The organism is Halomonas sp. 25-S5, assembly GCF_029889845.1.
Classification (GTDB): domain Bacteria; phylum Pseudomonadota; class Gammaproteobacteria; order Pseudomonadales; family Halomonadaceae; genus Halomonas.
Genome location: NZ_JARANV010000005.1, coordinates 84,840 through 104,381 on the forward strand (window position 1 = coordinate 84,840; position 19,542 = coordinate 104,381).

The 19,542-nt window shown below is 67.8% G+C and carries 20 protein-coding genes; 15 read left to right on the forward strand and 5 right to left on the reverse strand.

Features of this window, described 5'->3' with window-relative positions:
- Positions 1-29: 29 nt before the first annotated feature.
- From ltnD to OP498_RS05815, 15 genes are all read left to right on the forward strand, one after another.
- Complete coding sequence (gene ltnD / locus OP498_RS05745; RefSeq protein WP_280552904.1) at positions 30-965, forward strand: L-threonate dehydrogenase; 936 nt, start codon at positions 30-32, stop codon at positions 963-965.
- A 2-nt stretch (positions 966-967) separates the two neighbouring features.
- Positions 968-2,263, forward strand: a complete 1,296-nt coding sequence (gene otnK / locus OP498_RS05750) for a 3-oxo-tetronate kinase (protein WP_280552905.1) — start codon at positions 968-970, stop codon at positions 2,261-2,263.
- The gene (gene otnC, locus OP498_RS05755) at positions 2,260-2,907 is read left to right on the forward strand and encodes a 3-oxo-tetronate 4-phosphate decarboxylase (RefSeq protein ID WP_280546858.1); all 648 of its coding nucleotides are present in this window, start codon (positions 2,260-2,262) and stop codon (positions 2,905-2,907) included. Before otnK ends, otnC begins: the two co-directional genes overlap by 4 nt.
- 24 nt (positions 2,908-2,931) lie before the next feature.
- Positions 2,932-3,738 carry a 2-oxo-tetronate isomerase gene (gene otnI, locus OP498_RS05760; protein ID WP_280546860.1) on the forward strand — a complete coding sequence of 269 codons (807 nt, stop codon included), beginning with the start codon at positions 2,932-2,934 and terminating at the stop codon, positions 3,736-3,738.
- Positions 3,739-3,798: 60 nt separating this feature from the next.
- A complete protein-coding gene (gene denD / locus OP498_RS05765) occupies positions 3,799-4,761 on the forward strand; it encodes a D-erythronate dehydrogenase (protein ID WP_280552906.1) in 963 nt (320 codons plus the stop codon).
- A gap of 60 nt (positions 4,762-4,821) precedes the next feature.
- Positions 4,822-5,823 (forward strand): TRAP transporter substrate-binding protein, encoded by a 1,002-nt coding sequence (locus tag OP498_RS05770; protein WP_280546864.1) that lies wholly within the window; start codon positions 4,822-4,824, stop codon positions 5,821-5,823.
- 64 nt (positions 5,824-5,887) lie between these two features.
- Positions 5,888-6,508: a TRAP transporter small permease gene (locus OP498_RS05775; protein WP_280552907.1), complete on the forward strand. Its 621-nt coding sequence runs from the start codon at positions 5,888-5,890 to the stop codon at positions 6,506-6,508.
- Positions 6,505-7,779 (forward strand): TRAP transporter large permease, encoded by a 1,275-nt coding sequence (locus OP498_RS05780; protein ID WP_280552908.1) that lies wholly within the window; start codon positions 6,505-6,507, stop codon positions 7,777-7,779. The genes OP498_RS05775 and OP498_RS05780 overlap by 4 nt, the downstream gene beginning before the upstream one ends.
- A 42-nt stretch (positions 7,780-7,821) precedes the next feature.
- The gene (locus OP498_RS05785) at positions 7,822-9,282 is read left to right on the forward strand and encodes an aldehyde dehydrogenase family protein (protein ID WP_280552909.1); all 1,461 of its coding nucleotides are present in this window, start codon (positions 7,822-7,824) and stop codon (positions 9,280-9,282) included.
- Between the two features lie 14 nt (positions 9,283-9,296).
- Entirely contained in the window at positions 9,297-10,175 is an 879-nt protein-coding gene (locus OP498_RS05790) for an NAD(P)-dependent oxidoreductase (RefSeq protein WP_280552910.1), read from the forward strand.
- A gap of 13 nt (positions 10,176-10,188) precedes the next feature.
- Complete coding sequence (locus OP498_RS05795) at positions 10,189-11,121, forward strand: DMT family transporter (RefSeq protein WP_280552911.1); 933 nt, start codon at positions 10,189-10,191, stop codon at positions 11,119-11,121.
- Positions 11,122-11,261: 140 nt separating this feature from the next.
- On the forward strand, positions 11,262-11,654 hold the full coding sequence (locus tag OP498_RS05800; RefSeq protein WP_280552912.1) for a ribonucleotide reductase subunit alpha: 393 nt from the start codon (positions 11,262-11,264) through the stop codon (positions 11,652-11,654).
- A gap of 136 nt (positions 11,655-11,790) precedes the next feature.
- Entirely contained in the window at positions 11,791-12,354 is a 564-nt protein-coding gene (gene ahpC, locus OP498_RS05805) for an alkyl hydroperoxide reductase subunit C (RefSeq protein WP_280552913.1), read from the forward strand.
- A gap of 173 nt (positions 12,355-12,527) precedes the next feature.
- Complete coding sequence (gene ahpF, locus OP498_RS05810) at positions 12,528-14,099, forward strand: alkyl hydroperoxide reductase subunit F (protein ID WP_280552914.1); 1,572 nt, start codon at positions 12,528-12,530, stop codon at positions 14,097-14,099.
- 127 nt (positions 14,100-14,226) lie between these two features.
- A complete protein-coding gene (locus OP498_RS05815; protein WP_280552915.1) occupies positions 14,227-15,018 on the forward strand; it encodes an EAL domain-containing protein in 792 nt (263 codons plus the stop codon).
- 77 nt (positions 15,019-15,095) lie between these two features.
- On the opposite strand, the gene OP498_RS05820 is transcribed toward OP498_RS05815, so the two are convergent.
- From OP498_RS05820 to OP498_RS05840, 5 genes are all read right to left on the reverse strand, one after another.
- The gene (locus OP498_RS05820; protein WP_280552916.1) at positions 15,096-15,662 is read right to left on the reverse strand and encodes a hypothetical protein; all 567 of its coding nucleotides are present in this window, start codon (positions 15,660-15,662) and stop codon (positions 15,096-15,098) included.
- Positions 15,663-15,869: 207 nt separating this feature from the next.
- Positions 15,870-16,427 (reverse strand): nitrous oxide reductase accessory protein NosL, encoded by a 558-nt coding sequence (locus tag OP498_RS05825; protein ID WP_280552917.1) that lies wholly within the window; start codon positions 16,425-16,427, stop codon positions 15,870-15,872.
- A 42-nt stretch (positions 16,428-16,469) separates the two neighbouring features.
- Positions 16,470-17,294 carry an ABC transporter permease gene (locus OP498_RS05830; RefSeq protein WP_280552918.1) on the reverse strand — a complete coding sequence of 275 codons (825 nt, stop codon included), beginning with the start codon at positions 17,292-17,294 and terminating at the stop codon, positions 16,470-16,472.
- On the reverse strand, positions 17,291-18,211 hold the full coding sequence (locus tag OP498_RS05835) for an ABC transporter ATP-binding protein (protein ID WP_280552919.1): 921 nt from the start codon (positions 18,209-18,211) through the stop codon (positions 17,291-17,293). Before OP498_RS05835 ends, OP498_RS05830 begins: the two co-directional genes overlap by 4 nt.
- The gene (locus OP498_RS05840) at positions 18,208-19,497 is read right to left on the reverse strand and encodes a nitrous oxide reductase family maturation protein NosD (protein ID WP_280552920.1); all 1,290 of its coding nucleotides are present in this window, start codon (positions 19,495-19,497) and stop codon (positions 18,208-18,210) included. Before OP498_RS05840 ends, OP498_RS05835 begins: the two co-directional genes overlap by 4 nt.
- Positions 19,498-19,542 lie beyond the last annotated feature (45 nt).

A 19,542-nucleotide genomic window follows, 5' to 3' on the forward strand; every position in this document is an offset into this window, starting at 1 on the left:
AAATCACGCGACCATCGGGAGATCGAAAGGTGAGCGACATTTCCGCAAGCACGCCTCGCATCGGGGTCATCGGTCTAGGAGCCATGGGCATGGGCACGGCTACCGCACTGCTCGAACAGGGTCTGGCGGTGACAGGCTGCGACGTGTCGGCCCAGGCACGCCAAGCCTTCGAGGCCAAGGGAGGCCGCGGCGCCGCCACCCCCGCGGAACTGGCCGCTCACTGCGACATCGTGCTGCTGGTGGTCGTCAATGCCGATCAGGTCGAGCAAGTGCTGTTCGGTGACCAGGGCCTGGTGGGCGCTCTCGCCCCGGGTAACGTGGTGCTGCAGTGCGCTACGGTGGCCCCCAGCATCGCCCGCCGGCTCGGCGCGCGGCTGGCCGAGGCCGGGCTCGAGATGCTCGACGCGCCGATCAGCGGCGGGGCCGCCAAGGCGCGGGCCGGGCAGCTGTCGGTGATGGCCTCGGGCACGCCGGCAGCCTTCGACAAGGCCGCTCCGGCCCTCGACGGCATGGCCGCCACCGTCTATCGGCTGGGTGACGAGGTGGGTGTCGGGTCGAGCATGAAGCTGGTCAACCAGCTGCTGGCCGGCGTGCACATCGCCACCGCCGCCGAGGCCATGGCGCTGGGCATCCGCATGGGGCTGGACCCGGACACCGTCTATGAGGTGATCACCCATTCGGCGGGCAACTCCTGGATGTTCGAGAACCGGGTGCCGCATATCCTCAAGGGCGACTATACGCCGCTGTCCGCCGTCGACATCTTCGTCAAGGACCTCAACATCGTCCACGACACCGGCCGCGAGCTGGCCCTGCCGACCCCGGTGGCGTCATCTGCCCTGCAGCAGTTCACGGCGGCCAAGGGTGCCGGCTTCGGCCGCGAGGATGACGCGGCCGTGATCAAGGTCTACGAGCGCCTGTCGGGCATCACGCTGCCCGAGGCCGCCAACGATCCCGGGGAGGCGTGACCATGACAATCGTGCTGGGCGCCATCGCCGATGACTTCACCGGGGCCACCGACCTGGCCAACAACCTGGTGCGCAGCGGCATGCGTTGCCTACAGGTGATCGGGGTGCCGGAAGGAGAGCTGGCGCTGGATGATGTCGATGCGGTGGTGGTGGCGCTGAAATCTCGCTCCTGCCCGGCAGGGGAAGCCGTGACGGAGTCCCTGGCGGCGCAGGTGTGGTTGCGGGCCCAAGGCGCCAGACAGATATTCTTCAAGTACTGCTCGACCTTCGATTCCACCGACGCCGGCAATATCGGCCCAGTCGCCGACGCCCTCCTGGAGCGGTCGGGGAGTGCCCAGACGGTGATGGTCCCGGCCTTTCCGATCAATGGCCGCACCGTCTACCAGGGCCATCTCTTCGTCGGCGATCGCCTGCTCAACGACAGTGGCATGCAGCACCATCCCTTGAATCCCATGCACGACGCCGACCTGGTGCGCGTACTGGGTCGCCAGACACCCCATGCGGTGGGCCTGGCGGCGCGGCCGGTGTTGGCCCGCGGCGCCGAGGCCACGCGCGTCCATCTTCGGTCCCTGGCGGAACAGGGCGTGCGCCATGCGATCTGCGACACCCTCGATGAGCAGGACCTCGAGGTGATCGCCGAGGCCGTGGTCGACCTGCCGCTGGTCACCGGCGGCTCCGGGCTCGGCCAGGCGCTGCCGGCGCAGTACCGGCGCCGGGGCTGGCTGGCCGAGGTCGCCGAGCCCGGCCGCCTCGCCCCGGCGACGGGCAGCGCCCTGGTGCTCTCGGGGAGCTGTTCGCGGGCCACGCTCGGCCAGGTCGATCATTTCCTCGAACGCTACTCTCTCGAACATCCCCGGGGCTTCGCCCTGGATCCGCTCGAGCTCGCCGAAGGCGATGCCCACCTGGAGGCGGCCCTGGCCTTCGCCCGCGAGCGTCTCGCCGATGGCGGTCCGGTGCTGGTCTATGCCTCCGCCGACCCGGAGCGGGTCAAGGCCGCCCAGGCGGCGCTGGGCGTCGAACGCGCCGGCGAGCTGGTCGAACAGGCTCTGGGGCGGCTGGCCAGCACCCTGGTTGCCGAAGGCGTGGGCCGGTTGGTGGTGGCCGGGGGCGAGAGCTCCGGTGCCGTGGTGTCGACGCTGGGCATCGACATGCTACGCATCGGCGACCAGATCGACCCCGGCGTGCCCTGGACCCAGGCGCCGCTGGCAGGCCGCGAGGCCCCACTGTCCCTGGCCCTCAAGTCGGGCAACTTCGGTGGCCGTGACTTCTTTACTCGAGCCTTCGAGGTGCTGCCATGAGCGCTCACGCCATCAATGCGCTACGCGAGCAGATCAGCACGCTTGGCCAGTCGCTGTTCGATCGTGGGCTGACCATGGGTTCCAGCGGCAACATCAGCGTGCGCCTCGAGGATGGCGGCTGGCTGATGACCCCCACCAATGCCTGTCTGGGACGCCTCGACCCGGCACGCATCTCGCGCCTGGACCGGGACGGCCGGCTGCTCGACGGTGACAAGCCGACCAAGGAGCATTTCCTGCACACGGCGATGTACGAGGAGCGTCCCCAGTCCGGCGCCATCGTGCACCTCCACTCCACCCATTCGGTGGCCGTGTCCTGCCTGCCCGACGTGGATCCCTGCGACTGCATCCCGCCGCTGACCGCCTACTACGTGATGCGGGTGGGCCGCCTGCCGCTGGTGCCCTACCACATTCCAGGCGACCCGAGCCTGGGCGATGCCGTGCGCGGGCTGGCGGGGAAACACAGCGCGGTGCTGCTGGCCAACCACGGCCCGGTGGTCGCCGGCAAGTCGCTGGAGGCCGCGGTCTATGCCACCGAGGAGCTGGAGGAGACCGCCAAGCTCTATCTGCTGCTGCACGGACGAAATCCTCGCGCCCTGACACCGGAACAGGTGGCCGAGCTCGAGGCCCGTTTCCCCCGCAGCTGACCCGATGCAAACAGGAAACCGACGATGATCCGACTGGCCGCCAACCTCAGCATGCTGTTCACCGAGCATGCCTTCCTCGACCGCTTCGCCGCGGCCGCCGATGCTGGCTTCACGGGGGTCGAGTACCTGTTTCCCTATGCCCACGCGCCGGAGAGCCTCGCCGAGGCGCTGCGTGCGTCGGGCGTCGAGCAGGTGCTGTTCAACCTGCCGCCCGGTGACTGGGAGGCGGGGGAGCGGGGGCTCGCCAGCCTGCCGGGCCGCGAGGCGGAGTTCCGCGATTCCGTGGTCGAGGGGCTGCGCTACGCCGAGGCCCTGGACTGCCCGCGCGTGCATGCCATGGCCGGGCTGCTGCCGGAGGGCGTCGATGCCCGAACTCAGACCGAAGCCCGCGCGGCGCATCACGCCACCTATATCGACAACCTGCGCTTTGCCGCTCGTGAGGCGGCCAAGGCCGGACGGGACCTGCTGATCGAGCCGATCAACACCCGTGATATGCCGGGGTACTTCCTGTCCCGTCAGGACCAGGCGCTAGCGGTGCTCGAGGCCGTGGGTGCCGACAATCTGCGCCTGCAGTTCGACCTCTACCATTGCCAGATCATGGAAGGCGACCTGATCCGCCATCTCGAGCGGCTCCTGCCCCATATCGGCCACGTGCAGATCGCCGGCGTGCCGCAGCGCCACGAGCCGGACATCGGCGAGGTGCATTACCCGGCGGTGCTCGAACGCCTCGCGGCCCTGGGCTATAGGGACTGGGTCGGCTGCGAGTACCGGCCGGCCCAGGGCACCCGCGACGGCCTGGGCTGGGGCAGGCCTTACGGGCTTCTGAGCTGAGCCGGTCGTGCTCACGCCCCGCTTCATCATCGACAACAGACAATTGTAAGCGAGACCACCATGCACATAGCGATCACCGGCGCCGCCGGCTTTCTCGGCCAGCGCCTCGTTGCCCAACTCCTCGAACGCGGGGAGCTCAATGGTGCCGCGATCCAACGCCTGACGCTGATCGACCAGACCGAGCCTCCCGCCATCGATCAGGAGGCCGTCGACGTGGTGTCTGTGGCGCTGGATATCACCATGCCGGGAGCCCTGGACCCGGTACTGAAGGCCCAGCCCGACGTCATCTACCACCTCGCCGCGGTGGTCAGCTCGGCGGCCGAGGCGGATTTCGACCTGGGCATGCGGGTCAACTTCGATGCCACACGCGCCCTGCTCGAGGGTTGCCGTGCCCAGGGCCTGTCCGCTACCCGTTTGATCATGGCCAGCTCCGTGGCGGCCTACGGCGGCGACCTGCCGGAGGTCCTCGACGACATGACCGCGCTGCACCCCCAGAACTCCTATGGCGCCCAGAAGGCCATGAGTGAACTGCTGGTCAACGACTACAGCCGTCGCGGCCTCGTCGATGGGCTGGTGCTGCGCCTGCCGACCATCGTCATTCGCCCCGGCCGTCCCAATGCCGCGGCCTCGAGCTTCGCCTCCAGCATCCTGCGCGAACCGCTCAATGGCGAAGAGGCTGTCTGTCCGGTACCCACCGACCTGGACCTGTTCGTGATGTCGCCGGCCAAGGTGGTCGATGCCCTGATCCATGGCGCCGAGATCCCCGGCGACGTCCTGGGCCCCTTCCGGGCCTTCATGCTACCGGGCATCACGGTGAGCGTCGCCGAGATGCTCGAGACGCTGCGCGAGGTGGCCGGCGAGGAGGCGCTGGCCCGGGTCCGCCACGAGCCCGATGCGCCCATCGAGGCCATCGTCGGCAGCTGGCCGGCGCGATTCACTAATAAACGAGCCCGCCAGTTGGGCTTCCAGAGTGATCATGACTTCCACGAGATCGTCGAGGCCTTCCTGGACGAGCGTGCCTGATCCCGGGGTCCGTCCCCGGGATATTTCCCAAGCGTGTCAATGCCAATCGAGGTGACAACAATGAAAGCCACTTTCGCACGCCGCACCCTGGTTACTGCCATCACCGGTGCCACTACCGCCGTGCTCGCCATGGGGGCCCTCAGCGCCCAGGCGGCACAGACCATCAACCTGGGCCACACCCTCTCCGACAGCTCCCACTACTCGGTCGGGGCCGATGCCTTCAAGGAGACGCTCGAGCGCCTCAGTGACGGCGAGTTCGAGGTCGTGGAACATCCCTCGGGCGCCCTCGGCGGCGAACGCGCCATGATCGAGGGCCTGCAGATCGGCACCGTGGACGTGGTGATCACCTCCACCGGCCCGCTGGGCAACTTCGTGCCGCAGACCTATGTGCTCGACCTGCCGTTCCTGTTCAAGGACTATGATCAGGCGCGCTGCGTGCTGGACGGTGAAATCGGCCAGGACCTGCTCGACAAGATGAGCGAGCACGACCTGGTGGGCCTGGCCTGGTCGGAGAACGGCTTCCGCCACATGACCAACAGCAAGCGGCCGGTCAAGACACCGGCCGATGCCGAGGGCCTCAAGGTGCGCACCATGGAGAACAAGGTGCACATGGAGGCCTTCGAGCAGATGGGCGTGCATCCCACCCCGATGGCGTTCCCCGAGGTGTTCACCGCCTTGCAACAGGGCACCGTAGACGGCCAGGAGAACCCCATCACGGTGATCGTCGCCACCAAGTTCTGGGAAGTGCAGGATTACCTCTCGCTGACCGGCCATGTCTATTCGCCGGCAGCAGTGCTGGGCTCCCCGATCCTGCTCGACGGGCTCTCCGAGGAGCAGCGTGGCTGGTTCGAGCAGGCCGCCGAGGCCTCCGCCGCGGCCACCCGCGAGGAAGTGTCGCGTCTCGAGCGTGACGGCGTGGAGCTGCTGCGCGAGAAGGGCATGACCGTTGAAACGGACATCGACAAGGCGCCGTTCCAGGAAGCCGTCAAGCCGGCCTACCAGATCTACACCGACCAGTACGGCAGCGAGATGCTCGACCGCGTGCGCGCCAGCGACTGCTGATCCGCTGAACCGATTCCCCGGCCCCCCTGGGGGCCGGGGCCCTGATTCACTGATGGTGGCCACGATGCTGCAACTCTTTCTCAGCGTCGAGCGCCAGACCACCCGTCTGGCCCTGCTCGGCGCGGTCCTCATGCTGATCGTCTCGGTCGCCCTGGGCTTCTACCAGGTGATGACGCGATTCGTCTTCGATGCCCCCTCGACCTGGTCCGAGGTCATCTCCCGTTCGGCCATGATCTGGTGTGTCTTCCTGGGCGCCGCGGCAGGCTTCCGGGGCGGCTTCATGATGTCCGTGGAGGTCATCTACAAGCTGATACCGGGGCGTCACCTGGTCTGGCTGGAGGCCTTTATCGCCGTGTGCTGCGCCGTGGTGCTGGTCGTGCTGATCACCTTCGGCACCGCCATGATGCTGCGCGTGCAGAGCCAGATGCTGTCGGGTCTCGAGGTATCGATTGCCTGGGCCTATGCCGCCATGCCGGTGGGCGCCAGCTTCGCGCTGATCGCGGTGGTCGCCCGCCTGCTCGCCCAGGCCACCGGCCAGGAGACCATCGGCCCGGTCGTGGAGGAGGACCTGCCAGCATCCGCGGCGGCGGCGGTGGCTGGCGAGGGCGCGGGGCCGTTGACCGCCAGCCCCTCCCGGGATGCGGTTGCCCCCGGCAAGCCCAACGACAGGAGTGAACGCCCATGAATGCCGCCATCGGACTCTCGCTGATCATCCTGTTCAGCCTGGGGGTGCCCATTGCCGTCTCGATCGTGCTGGCCTCGATCATCGGCATCGAGTTTTTCTCGCGTCTGCCGCTGTTATTGGTGCCCCAGCAGATGTTCGTGGGCATCGACAACTTTCCCCTCATGGCGATTCCGTTCTTCATCCTGGCCGGCAACCTGATGGCCGCCGGCGGGATCTCGCGGCGCCTGGTGGACCTCGCCAAGTCGCTGGTGGGAGGGTTGCAGGGCGGCCTGGCCATGACCTGCGTGCTGACCTGCATGATGTTCGCCGCGGTATCGGGCTCCAGCGTGGCGACCACCTTCGCCATCGGCTCGATTTTGATCCCCGCCATGGTCAAGCACGACTACCCGCGCCCGCTGGCGGCCTCCATCCAGGCCTCCTCGGCCGAGTTGGGGGTGCTGATCCCGCCCTCCATCCCGTTGATTCTCTACGGGGTGAGCACCGACACCTCGATCGGCAAGCTGTTCATCGCCGGCATCGGGCCGGGCCTGTTGATCGGCGGCGCCCTGCTGCTGTTCCTCTACCTGTTCTGCAAGGTGCGCGGTTATGGCCTGCGTGACCGCGAGGACCGCCACGACTTTCCTACGGCCTTCAAGCGCGCCTGGCTGGCAATGCTGATGCCAGTGGTGGTCATCGGTGGCATCTACGGCGGCGTGTTCACGCCCACCGAGGCCTCTGCCGTGGCGGTGGTCTATGCGCTGATCGTGGGCGGACTGATCTACCGCGAGCTGCCCCTGGCCGAGCTGCTGCCCATCTTCAAGCAGAGCGTGATCTCGACCACGGCGGTGATGCTGATCATCGCCGCGGCGGCGCTGTTCAGCTTCCTGATCAGCCGCTCGGGACTGCCCGGCGAGGTGGCCGGCTGGGTGACCGAGGTCTTCGACAGCCCCATCGCCTTCCTGCTGGCGGTCAACGTGATGCTGTTGATCGTGGGGATGTTCATCGAGACGTCGGCGGCGATCCTGGTGCTGGCGCCGATCTTCACCCCCATCGCCATCCAGTACGGCATCGACCCGGTGCACTTCGGCCTGATCGTCGTGGTCAACCTGGCGCTGGGCATGTTCACCCCGCCCCTGGGCGTGAACCTCTTCGCCGCCTGCGCCGTGGCGAAGCTCTCGGTCGACCAGCTGCTGCCCTGGCTGATGCGCTTCGTGCTGGTGGTGCTGGCCTGCCTGATCGCGATTACCTACCTGCCCTGGATCTCGCTGGGGCTGGTCGACCTGCTCTACTGACGCCAACGACGATGACAACACGCCTGACACGGAGGCCACCCCATGCCTGCATTACCCGAGATGTCCCGCCGCGAGGCCCTGATTGGCGGTGAATGGGTCGCCACCGGCGAGACCCTGGCGGTCGAGGCGCCCGCGCGGGGCGAGACCATCACGCGGATTGCCCGCGGCCAGGCCGAGGAGATCGACGAGGCCGTCAAGGCGGCCGGTGACGCCTTCGCCGGCCGTCTGGGGGACTGGTCGGACTGGAGCGCCCGCCGGCGCAGCGAGTGGCTGCTGGCCTTCGCCACGGCCATCGAGGCCGATCACGAACGGCTCACCGCCCTCGAGTGTGTGGATACCGGCAAGCCGATGTCCCAGGCACGCGGCGACATCACCGCCTGTGCCCGCTACTTCCGCTTCTACGGTGGCGCGGCCGACAAGCTGCACGGGGAGACGATCCCCTTCGAGAACGACTTCGCGGTGATGACCTGGCGCGAACCCTATGGGGTCTGTGGGCAGATCATTCCCTGGAACTACCCCGCGCAGATCTTCGGTCGCTGCGTCGCCGCGGCCCTGGCGGCCGGCAATACCGTAGTGCTCAAGCCCGCCGAAGATGCCTGCCTGAGCGTGCTGCGCCTGGCCGAGCTGGCCGTGGAGAACGGCCTGCCGGCGGGCGTGCTCAACGTCGTGCCCGGCCTTGGCAGCGAAGCCGGTGCCGCGCTGTCGGCGCACCCGGCCATCGACCATCTCTCCTTCACCGGTTCCCCGGAAACCGGCACCCGGGTGGCCCAGGCCGCGGCGGTCCACCATGTCCCGGTCACCATGGAGCTGGGCGGCAAGTCGCCGCAGCTCCTCTTCGCCGATGCGGACCTGGAGGCGGCGCTGCCCTTCGTGGTTCGCGGCATCATCCAGAACGCCGGCCAGACCTGCTCCGCGGGCAGTCGGCTGCTGGTGCAGCGCGAGGTGGCCGATGAGGTGCTGGGGCGCCTGGCCGAGCGCTTCGAGCTCCTGCGCTGCGACGCCGGCGAAGCGGACGCCGACTGCGGTCCGCTGATCAACGCCCGCCAGAAGGCCAGGCTGGAGGCCCGCCTGGAGGCGGCCCGCGCCGACGGCATTCGCACCCTGGCCCGCGGGCGCCTGGCGGAGGGGGCGCCAGCCGGCGGCCACTACGTGGTGCCGCGGCTGCTGGTCGATATCCCCGCCGGTCACGAGGTGCTGCGCGAGGAGCTGTTCGGTCCCGTCCTGGCGGTGCAGGTCTTCGACGACGAGGCCGAGGCCCTGGCACTGGCCAATGGCACCGACTTTGGCCTCTGTGCCGGTATCTGGACCCGCGACGGCGGTCGCCAGCTGCGCCTGGCCAAGGGCGTGCGCAGCGGCCAGGTGTTCGTCAACAACTATGGGGCCGCCGGTGGCATCGAGCTGCCGTTCGGTGGCGTCGGTCGCTCCGGCCATGGTCGCGAAAAGGGCTTCGAGGGGCTGCGCAGCTACACTCGCATCAAGACCGTCGCGATCCACCACGGATGAGCAGGGAGGAGAAGATGACACAGACGCTGCGTATCGGCCTGGTCGGGGCCGGCCTGATGGGCCACGGCATCGCCCGCAATATCCTCCGGGGCGGCTATCCGCTGACGATTCTGGAGCATTCCGGCAACCAGCCGGTGGACGACCTGGTGCAAGCGGGCGCTCATATGGCAGGCACGGGGCGCGAGGTGGCCGAGGCCGCGGATGCGGTGCTGCTCTGCGTGACCGGCTCCCCCCAGGTCGAGGCGGCACTCTTCGAGCCCGGTGGGGTGCTGGAGGGACTGGTGCCGGGGGGTGTGGTGATCGACTGCTCCACGGCGCTGCCCAGCTCCACGGCCAGGGTTGCCGCCCGGGTGGTGGAGGCCGGCGGCCACTTCATGGATGCCGCCATGACCCGGACCCCCCGTGAGGCGGAGGAGGGGCGCCTGAACCTGATCGTGGGGGCGTCCCCGGCGCTGTTCGCGCAGATGCGGCCTCTGCTCGCCTGCGTTGCCGAGAACATCACCCATGCCGGCGAGGTGGGGGCCGGGCACACTCTGAAGCTGCTGCACAACTTTGTCTCGCTGGGCTTCTCGGCGGTGCTGGCCGAGGCGACCGCGGCGTCACGCCGGGCGGGTATCGACGATGCGGCCTTCCTGGAGGTGGTGGGCAAGGGCGGCGGTGGCGGGGTGGTCTTCGACCGCCTGCGGCCCTTCATCGCCGAGGGCGACGCGTCGGGCTTCCGCTTCAGCGTGGCCAATGCCAGCAAGGACCTGGGCTACTACCATGCCATGACCGACGAGCTGGGGGCCGGTCGCCGGGTCGCCGAGGCGGTGGAGGCACTGTATGCGGGGATCGATGACCAGGGCCTGACGGTGCCGGACGTCATCCGCGTCCTGGAGGGGGAAAAGGCGTGAGGGAGGCACGGCCGTGAGGGTAGGGCGGTCGGGTGCCGGGCTCTCCCATCGCCAGCAGGGCCTGCTGCTGACCGGGGGCGGGGCGCTGATCATGTCGCCGGATGCCCTGCTGATCAAGCTGGCGGCCCTGCCGGACGCCGAGATCCTGATGTGGCGGGGGATCCTCTCGGCGCTGGGCTTTCTGGTGATCGCCCTGGCGCGCTACGGCCGCGGCACCCTGGCCGCCTACCGGCGCTGCGGCGGCACCGGCATCGCCGTGGCGCTGCTCTTCAGCCTGACGACCTGCGGCTTCGTGCTGGGCAACCAGTACACCAAGGCGGGCAATGTCTTGCTGATCCTGGCGGGGGCGCCGCTGATCGCCGCCCTGCTGTCCCGCGCGATCCTCGCCGAGCGGTTGCCGCGCCGCACCTGGCTTTCGATCGGGCTGTGCATGCTGGGCATCGGGATGATCGTGATCGACGACACCGGGGTCGGCTCCTGGGTGGGCAATGCCTTCGCCCTCATGGCCGCCACCACCCTGGCGCTCAACTTCACGCTCTGCCGTCGGCGCCCCGGCGTGGACATGAGCCCGATGCTGGTGTTCAACGGCCTCATTGTGGGCGGTGGCGCCGCCCTGGTGCTGCTGCTGGGGGGTGGCGGGATCGACATGCCGCCCATCGATCGCTGGTTGCTGGTGGTCCTGCTGTGCCTGTTCATCGTGCCCACGGGGGTGACCCTGCTGCAGCGCGGGCCTCTCTATCTGCCCGCCGCCGAGGTCGGCCTGCTGCTGCTCCTGGAGGTGGTGGTCGGCACCCTCTGGGCCTGGTGGCTGCTGGGCGAGACCCCGGCACCGATCGCCCTGGCCGGGGGCGGGCTGGTGCTCGGGACCCTGGTAACCAAGGGGCTCTATGAGCGGCGCCTGGAACTACGCCTGCGCGCGGCGTCGCGGGTGGCATCGGGCAGCTGACCGGGCCGCGGCGGGGTAGAGGGTCCATCGGCGCTCCGGAACGTGACCTGGGTCGCATGGGCCGCGAATCCCCCTTCCCGAAGCGGAGCCGGCCCGTTACGCTGCCTGCCCCGATACCATCCCGATCCGGAGGAGTGCCCGTGGCCATTTCCCGTTATGCCGACTTGCTGGACGAGGCGCGTGCCCAGTCAGAGCTGCAGCGCCTGTTGTTCGTCTTCACCCGCGCCGAGCTGCCGGACCATCCCAGCGAGGCGCAGCGGCGTCGCTTCGAGCAGGGCGAGGGCGGCGTGCTGACGCCGGTGGTCTGCGTCGACAAGGCCCCGGAGGAGCTCTCCGACATGGCCGCGCTGGTGGAAGAATCCCGGGAGACCGGGGCCGACTGGGACATCGTCTTCGTGGCGGCCCTGGCCGGCGAGGACGCCCAGGCCCAGGCCGAACAGCACCTCAACCGCATGGTCGAGTCGCTCAAGATGGGCAACATCTCCCAGTTCCTGGCCTTCGACCGCCATGGCGAGGCGGTGGACATCGGCTGATGCCCGCCCCGTGGGCCATAGGCTTGAATTATCAGGTCCATGACGCCATTCAATTTACGCTATCAGCGGATACGGGCTACCATACATCCCGTATCGCCGTTACTTATTCAACGAAAGTCGAAAGGAGCACTACCGAATGTCGCTGCTGAACACCGAAGTCAAGCCGTTCAAGGCCACTGCCTACCACCATGGCGAGTTCATCGACGTCACCGAGGAGAGCCTGAAGGGCCAGTGGAACATCTTCTTCTTCTATCCGGCCGACTTCACCTTTGTCTGCCCCACCGAGCTGGGTGACCTGGCAGACCACTACGAGGCGTTCAAGAAGCTGGGCGTCGAGATTTACAGCGTCTCCACCGACACCCACTTCACCCACAAGGCCTGGCACGACAGCTCCGAGACCATCAACAAGCTGCAGTACCCGATGCTGGCCGACCCGACCCACGCCATCTCGCGCAACTTCGAGGTGTTGATCGAGGATGCCGGTATCGCCGAGCGCGGCACCTTCGTGGTCGACCCCGACGGCAAGATCCAGATCATCGAGCTGAACGCCGGCAACATCGGCCGCAACGCCGAGGAGCTGCTGCGCAAGGTCAAGGCCGCCCAGTACGTGCGTGCCAACCCGAACGAAGTCTGCCCGGCCAAGTGGGAAGAAGGCGAAGCGACCCTGTCTCCGTCCCTGGACCTGGTCGGCAAGATCTAAGCGATCTGCCCCTGCCGGCGAGGCCCTCTCCGGCCTCGCCCGTCCCCGCCCGGGTATCCCCTGCCCGGGCCCTGATTCCGGAAGCATGAGCGAACTGGGCCTCCCCGCATGGGACGTCCCGGTCCCCTCATGCCTCCACCCCCGACACCCGAACATGAAGGAATGTCGCTGTCATGTTGGACGACAATCTGAAAAGCCAGCTCAAAGCCTATCTGGAAAAGGTCACCCAGCCCTTCGAGATCGTCGCGTCCCTCGATGACGGCGACAAGTCCAAGGAACTGCACGGCCTGCTCACCGATATCGTCGGCCTGACCGACAAGATCACCCTGAGGCTCGATGGCCAGGACGCGCGCCGTCCCTCCTTCGCGCTCAATCGCCCCGGCGAGGAGACCGGCCAGCGTCACGAAACCGGCGTCGTCTTCGCCGGCCTGCCCATGGGCCACGAGTTCACCTCCCTGGTGCTGGCGCTGCTGCAGGTGGGTGGCCATCCGCCCAAGGCCTCGGATGAGGTGGTCGAGCAGATCAAGGGCCTCGAGGGGGAGCTCCATTTCGAGACCTACTTCTCGCTTTCCTGCCAGAACTGTCCTGACGTGGTCCAGGCGCTCAACCTGATGGCCATCCTCAACCCGGGCGTCCACCACGTGGCCATCGACGGCGCGCTGTTCAAGGACGAGGTGGAAGCGCGCGAGATAATGTCGGTGCCCAGCGTCTACCTCAACGGTGAGCCCTTCGACCAGGGGCGCATGAGCCTGGAGCAGATCCTGGCCAAGGTGGATACCGGGGCCGCCGAGCGCGAGGCTGCCAAGCTGGGCGAGAAGCCGGTCTTCGATACCCTGATGATCGGTGGCGGCCCGGCCGGTGCCGCGGCGGCGGTCTATGCCGCACGCAAGGGCATCCGCACCGGCGTCGCCGCCGAGCGTTTCGGCGGCCAGGTGCTCGACACCATGGGCATCGAGAACCTCATCTCCGTGCCTCGCACCGAGGGCCCCAAGCTGGCCGCGGCGCTGGAAGAGCACGTCAAGGAGTATGAGGTCGACATCATGAACCTGCAGCGGGCGGTCAAGCTGGTGCCCGGCCGGCCCGGCGAGGAGCACGAGGTGCAGTTCGAATCCGGCGCCAGCCTCAAGAGCAAGACCCTGGTGCTGGCCACCGGCGCCCGCTGGCGCGAGACAGGCGTGCCCGGCGAGGCCGAGTACCGCAACAAGGGCGTGGCCTACTGCCCCCACTGCGACGGCCCGCTGTTCAAGGGCAAGCGCGTGGCGGTGATCGGCGGCGGCAACTCCGGCGTCGAGGCGGCCATCGATCTGGCCGGCATCGTGGGTCATGTCACCCTGATCGAGTTCATGGATGAGATGCGCGCCGACGCGGTGCTGCAGAAGAAGCTGCGCAGCCTGTCCAACGTGGAGATCATCCTCGGCGCCCGCACTACCGAGGTGAACGGCGACGGCACGCGCGTCAATGGCCTGACCTTTGAAGAGCGCGCCAGCGGCGAGATCAGGAAGGTCGAGCTGGAGGGCGTGTTCGTGCAGATCGGCCTGGTGCCCAACACCGAGTGGCTGCAGGACTCGCCCATCGAGCTCTCCGAGCGCGGCGAGATCGTGGTCGATGCCCACGGCATGACCTCGGTGCCCGGCATCTTCGCCGCCGGCGACGTGACCACCGTGCCCTACAAGCAGATCGTCATCGCCATGGGCGAGGGCTCCAAGGCGGCCCTGGGCGCCTTCGATTACATCATTCGCCACTGACTCACCGCCCTGGGCGTCGCCGATGCCCGGCCCGGAGGATTGCGTCACCCCCTCGCGCTTGGGATAGTGGTGCTCCCCGCACCGATTGCCGGGGAGGAGACCGACAAGCACTGACAAGGAGCCGCCGATGTCGAGCTGTGCGCGAGTCGCGGGGCACTGCGGCCGCTGCGAAGGGGAGCTGCCCTTCGACTTCACCATGGCCTTCCAGCCGATCGTCGATGTGGACGCGGCGCGGATCACCACCTACGAGGCGCTGGTGCGGGGGCCGGCGGGGGAGTCGGCCTGGAGTGTCCTCGCCCAAGTCACCGACGACCTGCTCTACCGCTTCGACCAGGCGTGCCGGGTGCGGGCCATCGAGATGGCCAGCGCGCTGGGCATGCGCGAGAACCTGTCGATCAACTTCCTGCCCAATGCGGTCTATGAGCCCGAGGCCTGCATCCAGGCGACCTTGGACGTCTCGGCCCGGGTCGGCTGGCCCACCGAGCGCATCGTCTTCGAGATCACTGAGACCGAACGGGTCCGTGACCGTCAGCACCTGCGCGGCATCATCGAGGCCTATCGCGCCATGGGCTTCGCCACGGCGCTGGACGACTTCGGCAACGGCTACGCCAACCTGGACCTGCTCACCGACCTCACCCCCGACCGCCTAAAGGTCGACCGTGAACTGATCATGGGCTGCGACGGCGACCGTCGCCGCCAGGTCCTGCTGCAAGCCGTGAAGTCACTGGCCGACGAGCTCGACATCCTGCTTATCGCCGAAGGCGTGGAGACCCGGGAGGAGGCACTATGGCTGGCGCGGGCCGGCATCACCCGCCAGCAGGGCTACTTCCATGCGCGGCCGGCGGTGGCCGCGCTGGCCGAGGACCTGGGGCCTGCGCTGGCCGCGCTGCGCGACGAGAGTCGCCGGCCGCGCGCCTGAGACGACCTCGGCCGGCCAACGGGCTCGCCTCAAGCTGCTGATCTCGCTGCACTATATACGAATACGGCACTGCGTGTTCAGCCCCCTGCCGCCTCACAGAGGCGGCGCATGCGTTCGATCGCCTCGCCGGCGCCCTCCAGGCCGAGGACCATGAACCAGGGATCGTCCTCGCCGCGCATCATGCGTAGGCGCAGCAGCTCCCCCTCGGCCATCTCCTCGAGCAGCAGGTCCAGCTCGGGGAGCGCGAAGCGCACGTAGAAGCCATCGTCGCCGCGTTCGGTGACGAAGGCGGCACTACCGCTGTGGATGGACGCGAGATCGACACGCAGGTCGGCAGGCACCCGGTTCACCGTGGCGCTCTCTGACTGGTTCTCGGCGAGCGCCACGCGCAGCTCCAGCCACGGCAGGTCGCAGGCCCCGGCGCTGGCGTTGACGCTGAAGATGGCGTCGCTGTAGCTCTGCTGGTCGATGGCGCGGAAGTGGCGATCCTCGCCCAGCGACAGCACCAGGGAGTGCCAGCCGCCATGGGCCTGGACGTCGCCGGTATTGTAGTCGGTGGCCGCGGCGGGGCCGGCCAGCAGCAGGCATATCGTCAAGAGTAGCGGCAGCAGGAGCTTCAGCAGGGATGGGGTACGGCAGGGCATGACGGGGGCTTCCTCGGACCGGGGACGCGCCCGAGGCTAGCATGGCGCAGGCACTCTTTGGGAGCTCGGTTTACGGAGCGATGGATGCGCCGCCGGGAGGCCTTCGGCCTCCATCGTGATCTGAAGATCACTCCCACGGGGTGGCAGTGCCAGGCTCTTGTGGGAGCTCAATTCATTGAGCGATTGGCGCCGACAGGCTTCTAGGGCTCAGTGGGCAGTCTCCATCGCGCCTTGATCGTCCATTCCTTCTATGTCGCCACCCAGCTCGCCGCGGCCCAGGCGACCCAGCAGGTCGAGGGTGATGTCGTCATAGACCACCAGCTCGCCGCCGTGCGCCTCGCGGAACGCCTCGGCGTCGGCCTGTTCGGCAAACGACGCCAGGGTGTGGCCCATGCTGCCGCGCCGGTCGTGGCCCACCACGTACCAGGCCTCGCTGGCCAGGATGAAGGCCTCGTCCGAGGGCTTGCCCCAGGACGTCACCCCGATGTCGTGGACATAGGCGTGGGAGAGGCGGGTCTCGTTCTCGGGCTGCTTGAGGAAGGCGAACAGGTCCATGGTGGAGCAGAACTTCAGCGCCTCGCCCTGCGCTTCCATGAAGGCCTCGCCCTTGGGGCCGGGGTGCTCACTGATCAGCATGCCGCAGACATGGCAGCTGTCGCCGGCCTCGATGGGCTGGGCGGCGGCCAGCGCCTCGGGCTCGGACTCGCCGCAGGCGGCGAGCAGCAGGACGACGATCAGGAGGAGCGGCAGAAGCAGCTTTTTCATGGGGTCTCTCTACGGGAGCGGTGAAGAGGGTCGGCAGCGGACTCAGGCGGCGCGGCGCCGGAAGCGCAGCAGCGCCAGGCCCAGGGGCACCAGGATCCAGGCCACCAGGATGGCGGTGACCACGGCGGGCCGGAAGGTGCCACCCTCGGCGATGGAGGTGAGGCCGGTGTAGCTGCGGGCGGCCTCGAAGCCGGCCAGGTTGATCAGGCGGAAGCACTCGGTGGGGTTGAGCAGCAGCAGCCAGGGGAGCCAGTCGCCGCCCCGCTCGACGCTGACCAGCAGCGCCAGTAGCGCCAGGTCGAAGACCAGCACGAACAGGAACCAGACGATCAAGGCGAGCCCCGCGGCCTGGGCCTTTTCCGTGACCCAGACGCTGATTAGATAGGCGAAGGCGATGAACACCCAACCCAGAAGCACGCTGCTGACGATCAGCAGGCCGATGCTGCCGGCGAGTGCCAGCAGATCGACCCCCGGGGCGCCGAGGGCGATGGCGATGCCGGCGATACCGAAGCCCAGGGCGGTAGCGACGGCCAGGATCAGCCCATGGCCGAAGAACTTGCCCAGCAGCAGCTGTGATCGGCTCAGTGGGTAGGTGAGCAGCAATAGCAGGGTGCCGGCCTCCTGCTCGCCGACGATGGCGTCGTAGGCCAGCAGCAGGGCGATCAGCGGGATCAGGAACACCGCCAGGGTCGATAGGCTGACCACGGTGGTGGCCAGCGACGTGAAGCCTAGCTCACCGCTGGCGGCGGCACCGAAGTAGGCGATGCCCACGGCGAGAATGGCCAGTACCAGGGCGATGGCCAGCACCCAGCGGTTGCGCAGGCCGTCCCGGAACTCCTTGCGCGCGACGCTCAATACCGCGTTCATGACTGACCTCGCGGTGATTCGGTGGCGGAAAAGTGGGTATAGAGGTTCTCCAGGCTGGGCGGCAGCAGCTCGATATCCTCGATGCCGGGCGTGGTGGTCAGGCACCTTAGAACCCGCATCTTGTTCGCCGGGTGCACGCGGAACTCGCAGGCATGGCCGTTGAGGCGCTGCGTCTCATGGGCCGGCAGGTCTGCCGGTGGGGGGGTGATCGACCAGTCGCCCTTGGCGCGAATGGTCAGTGGCAGCTCGGCCTGGCGGCGCAGTTCGTCGAGGCTGCCCAGCGCCAGGCGCTTGCCGCCGCCGAGGATCAACGCCCGGTCGATGTAGGGCTCCACCCCGGGGAGCACATGGGATGACAGCAGCACCGTGCAGCCTTGGTCGCGCAGTGCCCGGACCGTGGCGTAGAAGTCCCGGGTCGCCGCCGGGTCGAGGCCGGTGGTGGGCTCGTCGAGCAGCAGCAGGCGCGGGTCGCCGAGCAGCGCCTGGGCCAGTCCGAGGCGCTGGCGCATGCCCTTGGAATAGGTCTTGACGCGTCGCCGAGACGCCTCGCCGAGGCCGACCTGCTCGAGGCGGTCGTCGATCCGGTGCCGGTCGACGCGCTTGAGCCGGGCGAAGTAGTCGAGTACCTCGCGGCCGCTCAACTGCTCGTAGAAGCCGACGTTCTCGGGCAGGAAGCCCAGCCGCCGGCGCAGCCGGTCGGCCTCGGCGCCGTGGGGCGCCGCGCCGAATACCCTGAGTTCGCCCTCGCTCGGGGCGATCAACCCGAGGATCAGCTTCATGGCGGTAGTCTTGCCGGCACCGTTATGCCCCAGCAGGGCCAGCACCTCGCCTTCCTGCACCTCGAGATGGAGATCCGCGAGGCTGGTGACGTCGCCGTGACGTTTGGTTACGCCGTTGAAGGTGATGATGTCATTCATGTGTCCGCCTCGTCGTGGGTGGGAGCGGTCATCAGCGGCGCGCTGTCCTTGACGCCCTGGGGACGAAACACCGGGAACTGTCGCTGTACCCAGCGCAGCGCCAATACCGCCGGGCTATTCATCAACAGGCGTGCGGCGGGATAGCGCCACAGCAGGCGGTCCATGGCGTCGTTGGGTTCGTAGGCGGTGTCGCCGATGCCGTCGGCGTCCAGGTCCCAGCCCAGGTAGTCGCTCCAGTAGTTGCCGCGGCCGTCTGCTGACCACTCCTGGGCGCGGGTAGCCACGTACTTGACCTGCTGGCGGTTGTCGACGAAGGCGTTGCCGAGCACGACGTTGTCCTCGGAGCCGGCGGTCAGATGGATGCCGATATCGCTGGTGGCGAAGCGGTTGTCGAGAAACTCGTTGAACTGGGAGTTGTAGACGAAGATGGCCTTGCCGTCGCCGCCGCTGATCTTGCCCTCACCCCGGGCGTTCACTGGCTGGCGAATGCCCTCGATGCGGTTGCCTTTGAGCTTCGATCCGGTGATGTTGTTCATCAGAATACCGTAGTTCTCATCGTCGACGGAGCGATTGTCGAGCACCGCCAGGCGCTTGGACTGCATTAGCGCGTAACCGGTGCGGGTGTCGTGCGTCAGGTTGTTCTCCAGGCGGTTGTCGTAGGCGTACATGTAATGGATGCCGTAGCGCAGATCATGCATTTCGTTACCGCTCAGGGTGCTCTGGCTGCTGTTATCGATGTAGATGCCGTCCCGGGTACGGGCGATATCGTTGCCCTCGACCCGCACATTGCGCACGTTGAACAGGTGAATGCCGTTGCCGCGATCCTGGGACCGCAGTGCGGTATCGCCGCGAATGACATTGTCGATGACCCGGACGTCTCTGACCGCATCCAGCCAGATACCAAAGCCCGGTCCTTCGATCCGGTTGTTGCGGATCATACTGTCGGCGCCTTGGTCGGTGACGAAGATGCCGGCGTCGAGTTCGGTGAGATTCTTGCCCCAGTTGATGATCTCGAGCCCTTCGAGCGTCACCTCAGGGGCGTTGATGGTCACCGCATGGCCTTGGCTCAGGCCGTCGATGATGGCCTGGCCATCGCCGCGAAGGTCCAGGGGATGATCGATAGTGATCGATCCTGGATAGCGTCCCGGGACGAGGATCAGGCGATCCCCGGCCTGGGTGCGGTCGATCTGGGCCTGCAGCGGTTCGTCGGGGCTCGCCCGAAAGTCGGCCGCCCAGCTCGCGGGGGACAAGCCAGAAAGGAGGAGAGCCAAAAGGAGCGTGCGCATGGCGTTCCTGAGCCAGTGAACCAAAGAAGGCCGGAATATGCTCCG

What these genes read in the sequence shown, in the direction of transcription:
- otnK (WP_280552905.1), top strand. Translation starts at nt 968, where the DNA reads ATGACAATCGTGCTGGGCGCCATCGCCGATGACTTCACCGGGGCCACC.
- otnC (WP_280546858.1), top strand. Translation starts at nt 2,260, where the DNA reads ATGAGCGCTCACGCCATCAATGCGCTACGCGAGCAGATCAGCACGCTT.
- otnI (WP_280546860.1), top strand. Translation starts at nt 2,932, where the DNA reads ATGATCCGACTGGCCGCCAACCTCAGCATGCTGTTCACCGAGCATGCC.
- denD (WP_280552906.1), top strand. Translation starts at nt 3,799, where the DNA reads ATGCACATAGCGATCACCGGCGCCGCCGGCTTTCTCGGCCAGCGCCTC.
- OP498_RS05770 (WP_280546864.1), top strand. Translation starts at nt 4,822, where the DNA reads ATGAAAGCCACTTTCGCACGCCGCACCCTGGTTACTGCCATCACCGGT.
- OP498_RS05775 (WP_280552907.1), top strand. Translation starts at nt 5,888, where the DNA reads ATGCTGCAACTCTTTCTCAGCGTCGAGCGCCAGACCACCCGTCTGGCC.
- OP498_RS05780 (WP_280552908.1), top strand. Translation starts at nt 6,505, where the DNA reads ATGAATGCCGCCATCGGACTCTCGCTGATCATCCTGTTCAGCCTGGGG.
- OP498_RS05785 (WP_280552909.1), top strand. Translation starts at nt 7,822, where the DNA reads ATGCCTGCATTACCCGAGATGTCCCGCCGCGAGGCCCTGATTGGCGGT.
- OP498_RS05790 (WP_280552910.1), top strand. Translation starts at nt 9,297, where the DNA reads ATGACACAGACGCTGCGTATCGGCCTGGTCGGGGCCGGCCTGATGGGC.
- ahpC (WP_280552913.1), top strand. Translation starts at nt 11,791, where the DNA reads ATGTCGCTGCTGAACACCGAAGTCAAGCCGTTCAAGGCCACTGCCTAC.
- ahpF (WP_280552914.1), top strand. Translation starts at nt 12,528, where the DNA reads ATGTTGGACGACAATCTGAAAAGCCAGCTCAAAGCCTATCTGGAAAAG.
- OP498_RS05815 (WP_280552915.1), top strand. Translation starts at nt 14,227, where the DNA reads ATGTCGAGCTGTGCGCGAGTCGCGGGGCACTGCGGCCGCTGCGAAGGG.
- OP498_RS05820 (WP_280552916.1), bottom strand. Translation starts at nt 15,662, where the DNA reads ATGCCCTGCCGTACCCCATCCCTGCTGAAGCTCCTGCTGCCGCTACTC.
- OP498_RS05825 (WP_280552917.1), bottom strand. Translation starts at nt 16,427, where the DNA reads ATGAAAAAGCTGCTTCTGCCGCTCCTCCTGATCGTCGTCCTGCTGCTC.
- OP498_RS05830 (WP_280552918.1), bottom strand. Translation starts at nt 17,294, where the DNA reads ATGAACGCGGTATTGAGCGTCGCGCGCAAGGAGTTCCGGGACGGCCTG.
- OP498_RS05835 (WP_280552919.1), bottom strand. Translation starts at nt 18,211, where the DNA reads ATGAATGACATCATCACCTTCAACGGCGTAACCAAACGTCACGGCGAC.
- OP498_RS05840 (WP_280552920.1), bottom strand. Translation starts at nt 19,497, where the DNA reads ATGCGCACGCTCCTTTTGGCTCTCCTCCTTTCTGGCTTGTCCCCCGCG.